Source organism: Collimonas pratensis (assembly GCF_001584185.1).
Classification (GTDB): Bacteria; Pseudomonadota; Gammaproteobacteria; order Burkholderiales; family Burkholderiaceae_D; genus Collimonas; species Collimonas pratensis.
Window position 1 is genome coordinate 4,761,187 of record NZ_CP013234.1, and the last position, 14,169, is coordinate 4,775,355.

Sequence of the window (14,169 nt, forward strand, 5' to 3'; positions counted from 1 at the left end):
GCGTAATGCGCTAGCCGCGCTGTTTTTCAAATTCCTGCAAATACGCCACCAGCGCCTGCACGCCTTCCAAAGGCATGGCGTTATAGATCGAAGCGCGCATGCCGCCCACCGATTTATGGCCCTTCAGCTGCAGCAAACCCCGTTCCTTGGCGCCGCTCAAGAAAGCATCGTTGAGCGCGTCATCGGCCAGGAAGAAAGGCACGTTCATGCGCGAGCGGCAGCTGTTGGCGATCTTGGTGCGGTAAAAATCGCTGGCGTCCAGGCAGTCATACAGTAAAGCCGCCTTGGCGATATTGCGTTGTTCCATCGCGGCGACGCCGCCCTGCTTCTTGAGCCACTGGAACACCAGCCCGGCGATATAGATCGCATAGGTCGGCGGCGTGTTGTACATCGAATCATTGTCGGCCACGATCTTCCAGTTGAAGGCGGACGGGCAAGCCGGCAACGCGTAGCCTGGGCCGAGCAAGTCTTCGCGCACCACCACCAGGGTCAGTCCGGCCGGGCCGATATTCTTTTGCGCACCGCCATAGATCACGCCGTACTTGGATACATCTACCACGCGCGACAGGATGTGCGACGACATGTCGGCCACCAGCGGCGCATTGTTGGTTTCCGCGGCGACATCGGGCGTGAACTGGTACTCGACGCCGTCGATGGTTTCGTTGGTGCAGAGATGGACGTAAGCCGGATCCTTGGACAGCTGCCAGCTGTCGCGATCGGGAATCTGCGCGAAATGGCTGTCTTCGGAAGAGGCGGCGACATTGACGTTGCCGTAGCGCCGCGCTTCTTTCAGCGACTTGGTCGACCACGAACCGGTATTGATGTAATCGCTGGTGGCCGGCTGAGCCCGACCGCCGCGGCCCAGCAGGTTGAGCGGCACGATCGCATTCTCGGCAATCGCACCACCCTGCATGAACAGCAGTTTGTAATTGTCCGGCACCGCGAACAGCGCGCGGAAATCCTGCTGCGCGGCGGCCAGGATAGACATGAACTCCTTGCCGCGATGACTCATCTCCATCACCGACATGCCGCTGCCCTGCCAGTCCAGCATTTCAGCAGCAGCTTGCTGCAACACCTCTTTTGGCAACACGGCAGGACCAGCAGAAAAATTATAGATAGGCATGATGAATGTCGTCAGATAAAGAACCGGAATTGCAGAGACTACGTAGAATTTCTTTGAATACTTTGGCCCAACAGATGGCGTTGCTGTGTTGTTACGGTATTACCGGTAAAACAGAAAACAATGCGCAGAAAACAATGCGCAGAAAGCAATACGCGGCCCAGGCTGGCTGGACCGCGCGGCTTGCTTTATTACTCCGCTGCCGGCTCGGAAGCGTCGCCGGCTGCCGTGCTGCCGGTGTCGCCTTCAGCACTGGCTTCCACTTCAGCATCGACCTCGGCGTCGGATTCGACCACGCGCTGCAAACCGCTCAGCTTGGTGCCATCTTCCACTGCGATCAGTGTGACGCCCTGGGTAGCACGGCCCATTTCGCGGATTTCCGCGACGCGGGTGCGTATCAGGACGCCGCCGGTAGTGATCAGGATGATTTCATCGCTAGGTTCCACCAGCGTTGCCGCCACCACCTTACCGTTGCGCTCGCTGGTCTGGATCGCGATCATGCCCTTGGTGCCGCGGCCGTGGCGCGTGTACTCGGTAATCGGCGTACGTTTGCCGAAGCCATTTTCAGTGGCAGTCAATACCGATTGCTGTTCGTTTTCCGCAACGAGCAAGGCGATAACCTGCTGGCCTTCTTCCAGGTTCATGCCGCGCACGCCGCGCGCGGTACGGCCCATCGGACGCACATCGTTTTCGTCGAAGCGCACTGCCTTGCCGGAATCGGAGAACAGCATGACGTCATGCTGGCCATCGGTCAGCGCGGCGCCGATCAGGAAATCGCCTTCATCCAGGTCGACCGCGATGATGCCGGCCTTGCGTGGATTGCTGAAGTCGGACAATGGCGTCTTCTTGACGGTGCCCAGGCTGGTCGACATGAAGACATAACGGTCTTCCGGGAAGCTGCGGTTGGCGCCCGACAATGGCAGCACCACGGTGATCTTCTCGCCATCCTGCAGCGGGAACATGTTGACGATCGGCTTGCCGCGCGAATTGCGCGAACCTTGCGGTACTTCCCAGATCTTCAGCCAGTAGAGACGGCCGCGATTGCTGAAGCACAAAATGTAGTCATGGGTATTACCGACGAACAGCTGGTCGATCCAGTCGTCTTCCTTGGTCGCCATCGCTTGCTTGCCGCGGCCACCGCGTTTTTGTGCGCGGTACTCAGAGACCGGCTGCGCTTTCATGTAGCCGGTGTGCGACAAGGTCACCACCATGTCTTGCGGCGTGATCAGGTCTTCCGTGCCGAGATCGGTAGGATTGTGCTCGATCTGCGAACGGCGTTCATCCTTGTTGCCGATGCCGTATTCGTTCTTGGCAGCGGTCATCTCGTCGGTGATGATGACGGTGACACGTTCCGGCTTGGCCAGGATATCCAGCAGGTCGGCGATTTGCGCCATCACGTCTTTGTACTCGTTGACGATCTTGTCTTGCTCGAGGCCGGTCAGGCGTTGCAGACGCATCTGCAGGATTTCCTGCGCCTGGTCGTCCGACAGGCGATACATGCCGTCAGTCTGGATGCCGTAATGTTTAGGCAGGTTTTCCGGACGGAAGGACTCGATGCCGCCGATATTTTCGTCGCCGGTACGGGCCAGCATTTCACGCACCATGGAAGAATCCCAGGCACGCGCCATCAGTTCGGATTTCGCCACCGGCGGCGTCGGCGCCGCCTTGATCAGGGCGATGAAATCGTCGATGTTGGCCAGCGCTACCGCCAAGCCTTCCAGCACGTGACCGCGTTCGCGCGCCTTGCGCAGTTCGAACACGGTGCGGCGCGTGACGACTTCGCGGCGGTGCGACAGGAAGCATTCCAGCATCTGTTTCAGGTTCAGCAGCTTAGGCTGGCCATCCACCAGCGCTACCATGTTCATGCCGAAGGTGTCTTGCAGCTGTGTTTGCTTGTACAGATTGTTCAGCACAACCTCTGCCACTTCGCCGCGCTTGAGTTCGATCACCACGCGCATGCCGGATTTGTCCGACTCGTCGCGCAGGTCGGAAATGCCTTCCAGCTTCTTGTCGCGCACCAGTTCGGCGATACGTTCCAGCAAAGCCTTCTTGTTTACCTGGTACGGCAGTTCGTCGATGATGATCGCAGTGCGGCCTTCACGTCCGAATTCTTCGAAGTGGGTCTTGGCGCGCATCACCACGCGGCCGCGGCCGGTGCGGTAACCATCGCGCACGCCGGAGACGCCGTAGATGATGCCGGCGGTCGGGAAGTCCGGCGCCGGGATGATTTCGATCAGTTCGTCGATGGTGCAATCGGCATTGCGCAATACATGCAGCGCACCGTCGATCACTTCGGTCAGGTTGTGCGGCGGAATGTTGGTCGCCATGCCGACCGCGATGCCGGATGAGCCGTTGATCAGCAGGTTAGGAATGCGGGTCGGCAACACCGACGGCTCTTTTTCCTTGCCGTCGTAGTTGGGCACGAAGTCGACGGTTTCCTTGTCGAGGTCGGCCAGCAGTTCGCCGGCAATCTTGTCCAGGCGGCACTCGGTGTAACGCATCGCTGCCGCGCCGTCGCCGTCGATCGAACCGAAGTTGCCTTGGCCATCGACCAGCATGTAACGCAGCGAGAACGGCTGCGCCATGCGCACCAGCGTGTCGTAAATCGAAGCGTCGCCATGCGGGTGATACTTACCCATGGTTTCACCGACCACGCGCGCGCATTTGACGAACGGGCGATTCCAGACATTGTTCATTTCATGCATGGCGAACAAGACCCGGCGGTGCACCGGCTTGAGGCCGTCGCGCACATCCGGCAGCGCCCGGCCGACGATCACGCTCATGGCGTAATCGAGGTAGCTCTTGCGCATTTCTTCTTCGAGGGAAATCGGGATTGTTTCTTTAGCGAATTGATCCATTTAGCGAGTCGGCCAATCTTTACTTGGGTTGATCAATATTGAACCTGCGATAGAACCAACATTCCAGAGCGATCTGCCAGTTGCCGGCGAAATGCTGCTCGAAACGCAGGTATAACCGCATGATTTTAGCACGTGGAAGAGGCAGTTCTGGCTTTTCAGGCAAGGCGTTGCAGGCCGAAAACGTGCCGCCCCGAAAAAATATGTTTAAATGCCGCCTTGCCCGGCTTTTGGGGATCGCCTTACCCGCCCCACGCCATTTCTATCAGGAAATAATTTATGCGTCATACGATTCTGCTGAGCCTGCTGTTAGGCTCGGCCTGCGGCTTTGCGGCCAGCTCCAGTCTTGCCCAGACCAGCGCCATCCAGGCATCCCCCGAAAAAAGTGCCTACCTGCAAGACGGTAGTGGCCCGGTGGTGCGCAGCCAGGATGGCTTGTGCTGGCGCTCCGGCTATTGGGACGCCAAGGATGCCGTCCCCGGCTGCGACGGCGAACTGGCGCCGCCGGTGATGAAAGCCATCGCGCCGGCACTGGCCGCCGGCCCAGCCATTGCCAGCGATCAACCCAAGGAGCCGGATCTGGTCGCTCAATGTCAGTTCACTTTGTCCAGCGACAGCATTTTCAGCTTTGGAAAAGCGACCCTGAGCAAGTCTGCCAAGCAAGAAATTGATAAAAAGACCATTGAGAAACTGGCCGATTGCAGCGGCGCCAAGGTGCTCCTGGTGACCGGCTATACCGATCACCTTGGAACAGACGCATATAACAGGAAGTTATCGATGCGACGGGCAGCCAGCGTCGCCAGTTATCTAAAAAGCAAAGGCATCAGCAACAGGATAGAGACAAACGGTGCCGGCGCTGCCGAACCGATAGTGACATGCAGCAACAAACTGAGCATCAAGAAAAGCATCGTCTGTCTCGCGCCTAACCGCAGAGTAGTGATAAAAATGCAATAAATTCAAAATAAAATAGATACTTTGCTTGCGTCGATGTAATATGTCGGCCGTGGTGATGTTTTCATAATGTTATGTTGTATGAAAACAACGAAGCAGGCAAAACGTGTGCTGGATCATTTGGCATCCTTCGCTAGCGCTTGCTGCCTGTGGCAGAATGGTGGTCAAGTTCATTGCGTATGGTCAATCCCACACGTAACGGCCTGAACCACGTGATACTATCCAATTTTTGATGTCGTATATTAGTTGCGCAGTTAATCTGCGGATATCTCAACCGAGAGGAGAAACATGAATAAATTAGCAAAACTCGTCTTCGCTGCGTCCGCAGTCGTCGCACTCTCTGCCTCTGCGCAGGAAATCAAAGATATCCAGGCGGCTACCCCAAACAGCGCCTACGTTCAAAGCTCGAATGGTGTAATCGCACGTGACCCGTACGGTCTGTGCTGGCACACCGGCTACTGGACACCAGCTGACTCGGTTCCAGGCTGCGACGGCGAAATCGCTCAAGCTGCACCAGCACCGGCTGCACCAGCACCGGCTCCAGTTGTTCCAGCACCAGCTCCAGTATCGCAAAAGGTTACTTTCGCTGCTGACGCATTCTTCGACTTCGACAAAGCTGTCCTGAAGCCAGAAGGCAAAGCCAAGCTGGATGACCTGACTTCGAAACTGGGCGCAATCAACCTGGAAGTCATCATCGCTGTTGGTCACACTGACTCGATCGGCTCCGTTGCTTACAACCAGAAGCTGTCGGTTCGCCGCGCTGAAGCTGTCAAGGCATACCTGGTACACAAGGGTGTCGAAGCTAACCGTGTTTACACCGAAGGCAAGGGCAAGTCGCAACCAGTCGCTGACAACAAGACTGCTGCAGGCCGCGCTAAAAACCGTCGCGTTGAAATCGAAGTTGTTGGTACACGTACCAACTAATCGACGCAAACTCGATGAAAACCCCGCCTCGGCGGGGTTTTTTTTCGTCATGACCACGCGCAATCCGATGGCATTGCGCTAATTTTTAAACGCTGCACAAGCCGCAACACCCTACTTTCCAGCTATGATTCAACCTATGAACGCAGACCCGTCAGAACTCAAAAAATTCAGCGACCTGGCGCACCGCTGGTGGGATCCGGAATCGGAATTCCGTCCCTTGCACGAAATCAATCCGCTGCGCCTGGAATGGATCAATTCGCGCGTCGCGCTGGCCGGCAAGAAGGTATTGGATATCGGCTGCGGCGGTGGCATCCTGGCCGAATCGATGGCGCGCAAAGGCGCCACCGTTACCGGCATCGACCTGTCGGATAAAGCATTGAAGGTAGCCGACCTGCACAGCCTGGAATCGGGCATCCAGGTCCGTTACGAAAAAATCGCCGCGGAAGACATGGCCAGCCGCGAGCCAGGGCAGTTCGATGTGGTGACCTGCATGGAAATGCTGGAGCACGTCCCCGATCCGGCATCCATCGTGCGCGCCTGCGCGACGCTGGTGAAGCCGGGCGGGCAGGTGTTTTTTTCGACCCTTAACCGCAATCCGAAAGCCTACCTGCAGGCAGTGCTGGCGGCAGAATATCTGCTGCGCATGCTGCCCAAGGGCACGCACGACTACGCCAAGTTCATCACGCCTGCCGAACTGGCGCAGTTCGCCCGCAACGCCGGCCTCAACGTCGATGTCATGCGCGGCATGAGCTATAACCCGCTGACGCTGATCTATTCGCTCAACCAGGATACCAGCGTCAACTATCTGATGGCCTGCACTAGTGGACTGTAACAGCCGAATCGAGAGTGAAGGACGCGTATCCGACGCGCAGGGCAAGGCGCACAGCGGAGCAATAGCGGGACTATTGCGAGCATGTGCAACGCCGCCATGCGCGTCGGATACGTGGCAGGCACTCTTAATTCGGCTGTTACAGTCCACTATGCACGTTTGAAGCGGCGATGCTGCAGTCCGGCCGGACTGCAGCCGCTGTAAAACGCATGCGCTGCATGCCGTCTGCCATCTTCTCGCACTCTAGGAACCGATCATGCCCCTGCCAATGCCGCGCGCCATCCTGTTTGACCTTGACGGCACCCTCGCCGACACCGCACCGGATCTGGCAGGAGCGCTCAACCGCCTGCGCAACGAGCGCGGCTTGAGCAGCACACCTTACGCCCAATTGCGTCCCCACACTTCAGCCGGCGCGCGCGGCATGATAGGCGCCGCCTTCGGCTTGAAGCCGGGCGATGCCGACTATGAAGAATTGCGCGTCGGCTTTTTGGCCCACTACGCGGCCGCGCTGGCGGTCGACAGCACGCTGTTCGACGGCATCCCTGCCCTCCTGAAAGCATTGCGCCAGCGCCAGCTCGGCTGGGGTGTGGTGACCAACAAGGCGGCCGTATTCACCGATCCGCTGGTGGCCCAGATCGGCCTGGCGGATGCCGATTGCGTCATTTCCGGCGACACCACCGCCCACTCGAAACCGCATCCGGAGCCACTGCTGGAAGCCGCGCGGCGCCTCAATCTGCAACCGCAGGAATGCTGGTATGTAGGCGACGACCTGCGCGATATCCAGGCTGGGCGCGCCGCCGGCATGGCTACCGTCGCCGCCGCCTGGGGTTATTGCGGCGACAGCGCCCCAGACAGCTGGGAAGCCGATGCCCTGATAGATACGCCGCTGCAATTGCTCACTCTTCTTCCACAGCAGTAACTTTTCTGCGAAATCCCGGTCATATGCCTGTCCAGGCAGATGAATGACGTCAGATTGATTACTTGGCGACTTGCCATACACAGTTTCAAAGACTTTAATAAAATAACGGGCAAGACTGTCTGGCGTATATTGTGGACATGCTTGCCCATAAGGAATAAAAATGGCAAAACTCCCTCGTCCCTCCTGGCTCCCACGCGCCATCCGCTGGACCGGCATTACCGTCGCCGTCCTGCTGGTGCTGGCGCTGATCAGCTGGCTGGCGGTGCCGCCGGTCGCCAAGCATCTGGTTGAACAGCAGGTCGAAGCGCAGATCGGACGCAAGGCCAGCGTCGGCAAGATTGCCTTCAATCCGCTCAACCTCACGCTGACGGCCTCCGACTTCACGCTGTACGAACCCGATAAAACCACCCCCGCTTTTTCCGCCAGCACGCTGCTGGTGAACGCCTCCTTCGCTTCGCTGTTCCGCCTGGCGCCGGTACTGGATGAAGCCCAGTTGATCAATCCGAAGCTGCATATCGTGCGCACCAGCGCCGACGGCATCGGCCGCTACAATTTTTCAGATGTAATCGACCGCATCCTGGCCATGCCCAAGAACGACAAGCCGGCCCAGTTTTCCGTCTCGAATATCCAGCTGCAAAACGGCGCCATCAAGTTTGACGACAAAGTCACCGGCAAGCTGGTCGACATCGAAGCGCTGAACATTGGCCTGCCTTACATCTCCAATTTCGCCAGCAAGGTGGACACCTTCGTCCAGCCGCACATATCGGCCAAGATCAACGGTACGCCCTTCGATCTCAAGGGACGCAGCAAGCCGTTTGCCGGCAGCCTGGAAACTTCGCTGGCGATCGATATCGATCAGCTGGATGTGGCCAGTTACGTCGCCTTTTCCCCGGTCGCCCTGCCGCTGGCGATCCAGAGCGCCAAGCTCTCTACCAAGCTTGATCTGACCTTCATCCGCAACAAGGACAAACCCGAGGTCGTGCTTTCCGGCGGCGTGCAGCTGGCCGACCTGGCGCTGGCCGACAAGAACGCCGCGCCGCTGCTGAAAGCGCAATCCGTCAGCGCTCAGATCGGTAAGCTGAATGTCCTCACCGGCGCTGCCGCGCTGGACCAGATCGAGATCCTGAAACCGGAAGTCTGGGTCAACCTGAACGCCAACGGCAGTCTCAACTGGGCCGCCCTGAGCACACCAGCCGCCAAGCAGGAAATCGTCAAGGATGCGCCGAAGAAGCCGGCGACAGCACAGGCGCCGATGACCCTGGCCAAACTCAGCATCCGCGACGGCATCGTGAACTGGAAGGACGCGGCCAACGCCTCGCCGGCACTGGACCTGCAAGTCAAGAACGTGACCCTGGACGCCAGCAGGCTGTCGACGGCGCCTAACGCCAAACCGGCCACCGTCACGCTCTCGACCGGCACCGACACCGACCAGCACATCCAGTTCATCGGCCAGATCACGCCGGCCAAGGCGATGGTTGCCGGCAAGGCCAGTATCAAAGCCTTGTCGCTGGCGCCCTACCAGCCCTATGTCAACCGTTCGCTGGCGGCGGTCGTGTCCGGCCAGCTGTCGCTGGAAACCCTGCTGGCAATTGAGGATGGCCGCATCCAGCTGCATCAGCTCGGCATCGATGTGGGCGACCTCAAGGTCGCCGCCAAAAGCAGCGCCGGCGGCAGCCTCGCCGCCAAGAAAATCAGCCTGGAAAACGCCAGCCTGGATACCCAGGCGCACACTTTCAACGCCGCCGCATTGCGCCTGGCCGGCATCCAGGGCGACGTCCGCCGCGACGCCCAAGGCAAGCTCAACCTGCAGCAATTCATCGACCCCGCCGGCGCCGCCGGCAAGAGTGCGCCAACTGCGCCGGCCAAGCCAAGCGGACCGGAGTGGGTCGCCAACCTGAGCCAGTTCGCGCTGACCGACAGCAGCGTGAGCTACCTCGACAATGCCGTGAAGCCTGCGGTCAAGCTGCGCGCCGACGACCTCAACCTGAGCGCGGAGAATATCTCCAGCAAGCTCGATAAACCGATCAAAGTCGCGCTGCGCACCCAGATCAACAAGAGCGGCAAACTGGCGGTCGACGGCAGCGTCGCCGCCCAGATGAAATCGGTGGCGCTCGACATCGATGCGCAAAACCTGCCGGTGCCGGCCCTGCAGCCTTACTTCACCGACTTCCTCAACGTCACGCTGAGCTCGGGCCTGGCCAGCACCAAGGGCAAGCTGTCGCTGGCGCTGCCTAGCGGCCGTCAGCAAATGGTGACCGGCTACAACGGCAACCTGCGCCTGGCCAATTTCCGTGTGCTGGACAAGGAGACTTCCGCCGATTTTCTCAAGTGGAAAATGCTCGACGTCAACGGCATCAACGCCAATATCGGCGGCCCGCGCCAGAACGTCACGCTGGCCAAGATCGCCCTCAGCGATTTCTATGCGCGCATCATCTTGTCTGATACCGCCAAGCTGAACCTGCAAGACATCGTGGTCTCGAAAAACGCGCCGCCCGGCGCGCCAGCGCCGTCCCTGACTTCTGCCGAAGCTGGTGAAGGCATGGGCCAGGGCACGCCCAAAGTCACCCAGCCGACGGCTACCGGCACCGTCACTGTCGCTCCTATCGTTGTCGCACCGCCGAAAGAGAATGCGCCGGTGATCAAGATCGGCCAGGTAGTCATCAAGGGCGGCAACATCAACTACACCGACAACTTCGTCAAGCCGAACTACACCGCCAACATGACCGGCATGAACGGCACCGTCGGCGCGATCGCTTCCGACAAGCCGGCGCCGGCGCCGATCGACCTCAACGGCAAGATCGACAACGATGCTCCGGTGGCCATTTCCGGTTCGCTCAATCCGCTGTTCAAGCCGATGTTCCTCGACATCAAGGCCAGCGCCAACGGCGTTGAGCTGCCGCGCCTGACGCCGTATGCCGCCAAGTACGCCGGCTACGCCATCGAGAAGGGCAAGCTGTCGATGGACGTCAGCTACCACATCGAAAACGACAAGCTGGTGGCCGACAACAATGTGCGCATTGACCAGCTCACCTTCGGCGACAAGATCGACAGCCCGACCGCCACCAAGCTGCCGGTGCTGCTGGCCGTGGCCCTGCTGAAAGACCGCAACGGCCAGATCAACATCAACCTGCCGATTTCCGGCACCCTGTCGGACCCGCAGTTTTCGATAGGCGGCATCATCGTCCGTATCTTCATCAACCTCATCGTCAAGGCCGTGACTTCGCCGTTTGCACTAATCAGCTCCGCCTTCGGCGGCAGCGGCGGCGATGAACTCGGCTATGCCGAGTTTGCGCCCGGCTCAGCCACCCTCAGCGCCGCGACTCAGGGCAAGCTGGACACCATCGCCAAGGCGCTCAACGACCGTCCGGCCCTGAAGCTGGACCTGATCGGCCGCGTCGATCCGAAAACCGACACCGACGGCGTGCGCCAGCAAGTCCTGAATCGCCAGCTGAAACAGCTGAAGCAAAAGGATTCGGTCGACCAGAGCGAAGATACGCAATCGGACGACGTCACCCTGACCGATGCCGACAAGGATAAGTACATGGGCAAGGTGTACAGCGCCGGCAAGTTCGACAAGCCGCGCAACGCCATCGGCTTCGCCAAATCGCTGCCAACCGCGGAAATGGAAAAGTTGATTGTTGCCAACACCCCGGTGACCCAGGACGCCCTCAGCGCCCTCGCCACCCGCCGAGCCGAAGCAGTGCGCAAATACCTGGAAACCAAGGGCAAGATCCCGCTGGAGCGGATTTTCCTGATCGCACCGAAACTGACTGCCGACGGCATCAAGGACAAGGGCGCGCCGAACCGTGTCGATTTCGCTCTGAAATAGGGTCGTGCCAGGCGAGTTTCAATCCTGGCAAGGCACTGACAGGAAACCCTCAAGTGCGCTACAATAGAGGCTGCTTGGGGGCGACCTGGTTTCGACGTGGGTTACAAAGCAGCGCAGGGCATACCGAGGACCGACTACCTCGTAAATACAATCGGAATAGATCTAACTGCAAACGATAACTCGTACGCACTAGCCGCTTAATAACCGGTTAGCTCTACACCATCTCGTCCCTGGGGTGGGCTGGTAAAACAGCAGTAGAGTCATTTACAGGGAATCGCTGTTAGCCGGGTTACTTGGCTGACCGTTAAATTTAGGTGACTCGCCTGAACGAAGCGTGTGCGTCCGCGTCGGCTGGGTTAAATCAAATGACAGCACTAAGTATGTAGAACTGTCTGTAGAGGACTTGCGGACGCGGGTTCGATTCCCGCCGCCTCCACCACCAATACAAAAGGTCACCCGAAGGGTGGCCTTTTTTATTGGTGTTCGATATGACAGGATCGATCCCGCGGCCGGCACGGACGCGGGGCGAAGACAGGGTTTCGGCAAGCATGCTTGCCGCTGTCTGAACGGTTTTCGCCTGCAGGCGAAAACCCGGGAGATTCCCGCCGCCCCCAATACAAAAGGTCGCCCGAAGGGTGGCCTTTTGTATTGGTGTTCGATATGACAACGGCTTCACCGCTGAACAGGAAACACCTTGATAAAATCAATAAACGCCCGCAAAGGCGCCGGCACCAAGCGCCGTCCGGGATAATAAAGAAACGGCCCCGAAAAGCGCAGCCACCATGGCTCCAGCACGGCTTCCAGTGCGCCGCTATCAAGATGGGGGCGCAGCCAGTCCTCGAAGAGATAAAGAATGCCGCTGCCCGCGATTGCCGCTTCAACGGCGAGATCCGCGCCGCCACCCGCCTGTACGATCAGCGGCCCGGTCGGATCAACTCGCAATATCTCGCCGTCCCGCTCAAACTCCCATGGCGGCATCGACCCGCTGGGAAAGCGGCCGCGCAGACAGGCATGGCCGAGCAGTTCGCGCGGATGTTGTGGTCGGCCATGCTGATCAAGGTAGGCGCGGGAAGCGACAGCGGCAAAGCGCTGCACGCGCGGCCCGATCGGCACCGCGATCATGTCCTGCTCCAGCCTCCCGTCGTAGCGGATGCCGGCGTCGCAACCAGCCGCGATGACGTCGACAAAACTTTCCTCGGTGAGGACCTCCATCTGTATGTCGGGATAGGCGGCGAGAAACGGCGGTACGATGCTGCCCAGCACCAGCCGCGCCGCACTGACCGGCACGTTGAGGCGCAAGGTGCCGGCCGGCCTGTCGCGGAAACCGTTCACCACATCGAGTGCGGACTCCATCTCGCTGAAAGCCGGGCTGAGCCGCGCCAGCAAGCCCTCACCCGCTTCCGTCGGCACGACGCTGCGCGTGGTGCGATTGAACAGCCGCACACCAAGCTGCGTCTCCAGGCGGCGTACCGCCTCGCTGAGCGCGGATGCGCTACTGCCGCTTGCGCGCGCGCCGTCGCGAAAGCCTTTGGCGCGCGCCACCACCACAAAGGCGTTGAGATCTCCCAGATCGACCTTCATTTGTCCGCACCTCCACTGTTCGCTAATCCGCACAACCCGTACTGATTGTACCCAGTTATCGCGACAGCGGGAAAAGCCTACCATGGGTCGTCTTTCACATACAGGAGCACAATGATGTCTAATACCGAACCATCCACCAGCTTTGCACTTGGCGGCCGCACCGTGAAGCGGCTTGGCTATGGCGCCATGCAGCTTGCCGGACCTGGCGTCTTCGGTCCTCCCAAGGATAGGGGCGCGGCATTGGCCGTGCTGCGCGAAGCCGTCGCGCGCGGAGTGAATCACATCGACACCAGCGATTTCTACGGCCCTCACATCACCAACCAGTTGATCCGCGAGGCGCTGCATCCTTATCGCGACGATCTTGTCATCGTCACCAAGATCAGCGCCCGGCGCGGCGACGACGGCTCATGGATTCCAGCCATGTCGCGCGAAGAACTGATCCAGGCGGTCCACGACAATCTGCGCAATCTTGGGCTGGATGTGCTTGATGTAGTTAACTTGCGCAGCATGTTCGGCATCCACGGACCTGCCGAAGGGTCGATCGAAGAACCGCTCACGGTGCTGGCCGAGCTGCAGCGCCAGGGTCTGGTGCGCCACATCGGGTTGAGCAATGTGACTCCGGCGCAGATTGCGGAAGGACGCCGTCTCTGCAAGATCGTCTGTGTGCAAAATCATTACAACATAGCGCATCGGGAAGACGACGCCCTGATTAACGAACTTGCACGCGACGGTATTGCATACGTGCCTTACTTCCCGCTCGGCGGCTTCACCCCGCTGCAATCGTCTACCTTGTCGGATGTGGCTGCGCGTCTCGGCGCCACACCCATGCAGGTCGCGCTTGCCTGGCTACTTCGTCGCGCGCCCAACATCCTTCTGATCCCTGGCACCTCGTCTATCGCCCACCTGCAGGAGAATCTGGCGGCAGGCAAATTGGCGCTGCCGGACGACGCGATAACAGCACTAGATCAAGTGGCGAACATCAGCGCCGCTTGACGATATACTACAAATGCCCGCCGGGTAACAAGGCAGAGGTGTTCTGCTCACCTCTGCCGCTACGAAAGGTCGCCCGCGGCTTGGCTTTTTATTGTGCTTCGACATGGCAGATGCCGAATCCGCATCCGGTGCGGACGCGGGCGAAGACAGGGTTTCTGCACCAATCCA

Annotated in this window: 9 protein-coding genes and 1 other RNA gene; 7 read left to right on the forward strand and 3 right to left on the reverse strand. The window is 59.5% G+C overall.

Going from position 1 to position 14,169, the window contains the following annotated elements; all coding sequences use genetic code 11:
* Positions 1–10: 10 nt before the first annotated feature.
* Both serC and gyrA read right to left on the reverse strand, forming a co-directional pair.
* On the reverse strand, positions 11–1,123 hold the full coding sequence (serC, locus tag CPter91_RS21170; protein ID WP_061943802.1) for a 3-phosphoserine/phosphohydroxythreonine transaminase: 1,113 nt from the start codon (positions 1,121–1,123) through the stop codon (positions 11–13).
* A gap of 188 nt (positions 1,124–1,311) precedes the next feature.
* On the reverse strand, positions 1,312–3,978 hold the full coding sequence (gene gyrA / locus CPter91_RS21175; RefSeq protein ID WP_061943805.1) for a DNA gyrase subunit A: 2,667 nt from the start codon (positions 3,976–3,978) through the stop codon (positions 1,312–1,314).
* Between the two features lie 276 nt (positions 3,979–4,254).
* Here gyrA and CPter91_RS21180 point away from each other — a divergent pair, with 276 nt between their 5' ends.
* The 6 genes from CPter91_RS21180 to ssrA all read left to right on the forward strand — a co-directional run bounded on the left by CPter91_RS21180 (position 4,255) and on the right by ssrA (position 11,866).
* Positions 4,255–4,929, forward strand: a complete 675-nt coding sequence (locus CPter91_RS21180; protein ID WP_061943808.1) for an OmpA family protein — start codon at positions 4,255–4,257, stop codon at positions 4,927–4,929.
* 285 nt (positions 4,930–5,214) lie between these two features.
* On the forward strand, positions 5,215–5,850 hold the full coding sequence (gene ompA / locus CPter91_RS21185; RefSeq protein ID WP_061943813.1) for an outer membrane protein OmpA: 636 nt from the start codon (positions 5,215–5,217) through the stop codon (positions 5,848–5,850).
* 136 nt (positions 5,851–5,986) lie between these two features.
* Positions 5,987–6,682: a bifunctional 2-polyprenyl-6-hydroxyphenol methylase/3-demethylubiquinol 3-O-methyltransferase UbiG gene (ubiG, locus tag CPter91_RS21190; RefSeq protein WP_061943816.1), complete on the forward strand. Its 696-nt coding sequence runs from the start codon at positions 5,987–5,989 to the stop codon at positions 6,680–6,682.
* A 253-nt stretch (positions 6,683–6,935) separates the two neighbouring features.
* On the forward strand, positions 6,936–7,598 hold the full coding sequence (locus CPter91_RS21195) for an HAD-IA family hydrolase (protein WP_061943819.1): 663 nt from the start codon (positions 6,936–6,938) through the stop codon (positions 7,596–7,598).
* Between the two features lie 160 nt (positions 7,599–7,758).
* Complete coding sequence (locus CPter91_RS21200) at positions 7,759–11,427, forward strand: DUF748 domain-containing protein (RefSeq protein ID WP_061943822.1); 3,669 nt, start codon at positions 7,759–7,761, stop codon at positions 11,425–11,427.
* A gap of 76 nt (positions 11,428–11,503) precedes the next feature.
* Positions 11,504–11,866, forward strand: a transfer-messenger RNA (tmRNA) gene (ssrA, locus tag CPter91_RS21205).
* Between the two features lie 233 nt (positions 11,867–12,099).
* Here ssrA and CPter91_RS21210 read toward each other — a convergent pair.
* Positions 12,100–13,008 (reverse strand): LysR family transcriptional regulator, encoded by a 909-nt coding sequence (locus CPter91_RS21210; protein WP_061943825.1) that lies wholly within the window; start codon positions 13,006–13,008, stop codon positions 12,100–12,102.
* A gap of 114 nt (positions 13,009–13,122) precedes the next feature.
* On the opposite strand from CPter91_RS21210, the gene CPter91_RS21215 reads away from it, so the two are divergent.
* Entirely contained in the window at positions 13,123–14,001 is an 879-nt protein-coding gene (locus tag CPter91_RS21215; protein WP_061946485.1) for an aldo/keto reductase family oxidoreductase, read from the forward strand.
* Positions 14,002–14,169 lie beyond the last annotated feature (168 nt).

Coding starts and splice junctions, on each gene's coding strand:
- ubiG (WP_061943816.1), top strand. CDS start 5,987: ATGAACGCAGACCCGTCAGAACTCAAAAAATTCAGCGACCTGGCGCAC.
- CPter91_RS21180 (WP_061943808.1), top strand. CDS start 4,255: ATGCGTCATACGATTCTGCTGAGCCTGCTGTTAGGCTCGGCCTGCGGC.
- CPter91_RS21195 (WP_061943819.1), top strand. CDS start 6,936: ATGCCCCTGCCAATGCCGCGCGCCATCCTGTTTGACCTTGACGGCACC.
- serC (WP_061943802.1), bottom strand. CDS start 1,123: ATGCCTATCTATAATTTTTCTGCTGGTCCTGCCGTGTTGCCAAAAGAG.
- CPter91_RS21200 (WP_061943822.1), top strand. CDS start 7,759: ATGGCAAAACTCCCTCGTCCCTCCTGGCTCCCACGCGCCATCCGCTGG.
- gyrA (WP_061943805.1), bottom strand. CDS start 3,978: ATGGATCAATTCGCTAAAGAAACAATCCCGATTTCCCTCGAAGAAGAA.
- ompA (WP_061943813.1), top strand. CDS start 5,215: ATGAATAAATTAGCAAAACTCGTCTTCGCTGCGTCCGCAGTCGTCGCA.
- CPter91_RS21215 (WP_061946485.1), top strand. CDS start 13,123: ATGTCTAATACCGAACCATCCACCAGCTTTGCACTTGGCGGCCGCACC.
- CPter91_RS21210 (WP_061943825.1), bottom strand. CDS start 13,008: ATGAAGGTCGATCTGGGAGATCTCAACGCCTTTGTGGTGGTGGCGCGC.